General features: G+C 33.6%; 3 protein-coding genes. All 3 read right to left on the reverse strand.

Annotated elements, in window-relative coordinates; genetic code table 11:
- Positions 1-20 precede the first annotated feature (20 nt).
- On the reverse strand, positions 21-194 hold the full coding sequence (locus AOG55_RS03030; protein WP_048101976.1) for a DNA-directed RNA polymerase subunit K: 174 nt from the start codon (positions 192-194) through the stop codon (positions 21-23).
- Between the two features lie 85 nt (positions 195-279).
- Complete coding sequence (gene metG, locus AOG55_RS03035) at positions 280-1,926, reverse strand: methionine--tRNA ligase (RefSeq protein WP_054964559.1); 1,647 nt, start codon at positions 1,924-1,926, stop codon at positions 280-282.
- Positions 1,927-2,012: 86 nt separating this feature from the next.
- Positions 2,013-3,074: a DUF763 domain-containing protein gene (locus AOG55_RS03040; RefSeq protein ID WP_048101978.1), complete on the reverse strand. Its 1,062-nt coding sequence runs from the start codon at positions 3,072-3,074 to the stop codon at positions 2,013-2,015.
- Between the last annotated feature and the right edge of the window lie 74 nt (positions 3,075-3,148).

Genomic DNA, 3,148 nt, shown 5'->3' on the forward strand with positions numbered 1-3,148 from the left:
TATATAAATAATAATATTTTTTATTCTTTTCTTTTTATGGTAATTGGTATAACATTGTTATTAAATTCACACATTGCAATTTCAATGGGATCAATGATGTCAGGGGAAATATCTATAATCACAGGTGCACCCATTGCAATTTGCAATGCCCTGGCACCAATTATTCTCGCCTTTTCAAATTTTGTCAACATCATAAAAATCATTTAAAGCATAAACTGTATTAAATAATATTACATAAATGTTTCGAATATTATGATAAATATATATTATTTTTATAAATTAATTGTTAATAACCTCGCCAAAATCAAGTTTTGTAAATGGTGGATTCTGTTTTTTTATTGCAAATTCATCTATTGAAAGTAATTTTTCAAATGTACTGCCCTCTATTTTCACTGTATTATTTATCATTGACCAAACCTCAGAGGCACCCGTTGGGACATATGGATAAATCATTAATATGAGGTACTGTGCGATCTTTAATGATGTATAAAGTATATCATTGCATTCCTCCTTATTCTCTTTTATTATCTTCCATGGCTGCGCGTTATTAAAATACTGATTTGCGGATATAACCAGTTCAAGCCATATTTGAAGGCCCCTCTTTATATGTATTTCATATAACTCCTGGCTGTACTGATCAAATTTTTCCTTAAACATATCAAGGATTTTTTTATTTTCCCCGGATAACTTTTCAGGTTTATGTATGCTTAACTTATTTTTATCAATAAAGCTTATAAGCCTGTAAATATAATTGCCAAACTTGTCCACCAGTTCCGAATTAACCTTGTCCTGAAATTCCCTCATGGAAAAATCAGAATCCCCTGTTTCAGGGAGTATTGATGCCATATAATATCTTAATGAGTTTTTATCCGCTATCTTTAAAATTTCATTTACAGTAAAACCTATGCCCCTGCTTTTAGAAAACTGTTCACCCTGGAATCTGAGATACTCATTTGCCGGAACATTATAAGGTAGATTATAATCTCCATGGGCTATTAGCATTGCAGGCCAGATAATTGTATGAAATGGTATGTTATCCTTGCCAATAAAATAATATGATTTTATATTCTTATCAAGCCAGAATGATTTCCAGTATTCAGGGTTGCCAATTTCCGTGGAATATTCCCTTGCACCTGTGATATAGCCTATTAAAGCCTCAAACCAGACATATATTTTTTTATGTTCATAACCATTTATTGGTATTGGGACACCCCAGTCAAGATCCCTTGTAATTGCCCGTGGCTTGAGACCATCACTTACAAAATTCTTTGTATATTTTAACACATTTGGTTTCCAAAAATCCTTGGTACCAAGGTATTCAAGAAGTGAGTCCTGAAGTTTATTTAGCATTAAAAAATAATGCTCTGTTTCCCTGAATTCTGGCCTTTCCCCACCAATTTTGCACACAGGATCAATAAGTTCTATTGGGTCAAGTGTACGTCCACAGTTATCACACTGGTCGCCCCTGGCCTCCTTATAACCACAGTATGGGCATGTTCCCTCTATATACCTGTCCGGCATAAACCTATTTGATTTTCTGCAGTATGGTGATACCATATATCTTTTTTCAAGAAATCCCTTCTCCAGAAGGTTCATAAAAAATTCATCAACGTCCTTAACATGTTCAGCGTCTGTTGTTCTTGTAAATTTATCGAAGATAATATCAACATTTCTGAATGTTTCCATATGTTCTGAATGATATTTATCTGCTATTTCCTGTGGTCTTTTATTATTTTTTTCGGCTGTTATTGTAATGGGAGTGCCGTATTCATCACTGCCAGATATGAACATTACCTCTGTACCCGATAACCTGCTGAAACGTACAAATATATCCGCACCAAGATATGCACCTGCCAGATGTCCGAGATGCAGTGGCCCGTTGGCATAGGGTAATGCACAGTTAACCATAATTTTTTGTTCATTCATTGCAACTATATAATAAAATGAAATTTAACTTTTTATTAATAAAAAATGCAGCGTATTTATATTTTTAAAAAATTTATGTGCATGAATTATATTTTTCCTGACCTAGCAAAGCTCATTTTTGCAAGATTTCTTGATACGTTTTTATAGTATGTATTTCCATTTAATATCTGTTTATAAAAATCAATGGCAATATCATAATCATGTATGTTAACAGGCTTTGGGACTCCATCCTTACCGCCCAGACAGAATGAGAACTTAACAGGATCTGTAAATGAGGGTTTATCGCCATATACAAGTTCAGCAAGATATGACAGAGCCCTAATGGTGGATTTATCCACCCCTTTTATGTTTATTAGTTCTCCAAAGTTATCAGGATTGTATTCATAAAGCATCTTCATTTTTTCCCAGTTTATCTTAAAATTTAAATCAAGAACGGGGCGTGATTCCATGTAATTATCAAGTGTTCTCTGTCTCATATAGTTAACTGGATTCTCCTTAATCAATGAAATAATATCCTTCCTATTCTGCTCACTTTTTGACGTTGAAAGATCAAGTATGTTTGAATTTTCAAAACCGGCAATTCCATTCCTTTTATCGCTGTAAAAATCGATATTATTTTTAATCCAGTGATAGCGCCTGGCCAGACCAATTTTTTGATTCATGCCCTGGTTAATAACAGCATAATTGCCATTATAATCCAGAATAATAAACTGCATGTAAAGATCAAATCCATCCTGAAGAACCTTATTGTCTATTTTTCCAATAATCCTTGAATCCTCACGGATCTTAGATAAAATGCCTGATTTAATATTCCCATCCTGTTCAAGTTTATCAAATTCCTCTCTAATAGAGTTTAGATGCCTGCCCTTCCCTCCCAGGATTTTAACCTCATCCTTTTTATTTAGATATTCCTTAAGTGCACTCAGCGTTGCAGTGGTTGTACCACTCGAATTCCAGTCAAAGCCTATGGCAAGTGAAAGTGAGTGAAACCAGAATGGATCGGCAAGTTTTTCAAGGAAAAAATCTGTGCTATAATTTTCTATCATAATATCTGATATTATGCCACCAAGCTCAACCATTCTTTTATAAAGGTATTCAGGCGGGTGGCCATAGTGAAGCGGCATTATTGAGCTACCATTATTTCTCATTATAGATAAATATGAATATTAACAATATATTATTTTCCATAGCGATTTATAAAAGTTTTTGAAAGGTTTATTTA

It is taken from the genome of Acidiplasma cupricumulans (assembly GCF_001402935.1).
GTDB classification, from domain to species: domain Archaea; phylum Thermoplasmatota; class Thermoplasmata; order Thermoplasmatales; family Thermoplasmataceae; genus Acidiplasma; species Acidiplasma aeolicum.

Excerpts from the sequence above, each read along its gene's own strand:
- AOG55_RS03030 (WP_048101976.1), bottom strand. The coding sequence starts at position 194 with ATGATGTTGACAAAATTTGAAAAGGCGAGAATAATTGGTGCCAGGGCA.
- metG (WP_054964559.1), bottom strand. The coding sequence starts at position 1,926 with ATGAATGAACAAAAAATTATGGTTAACTGTGCATTACCCTATGCCAAC.
- AOG55_RS03040 (WP_048101978.1), bottom strand. The coding sequence starts at position 3,074 with ATGAGAAATAATGGTAGCTCAATAATGCCGCTTCACTATGGCCACCCG.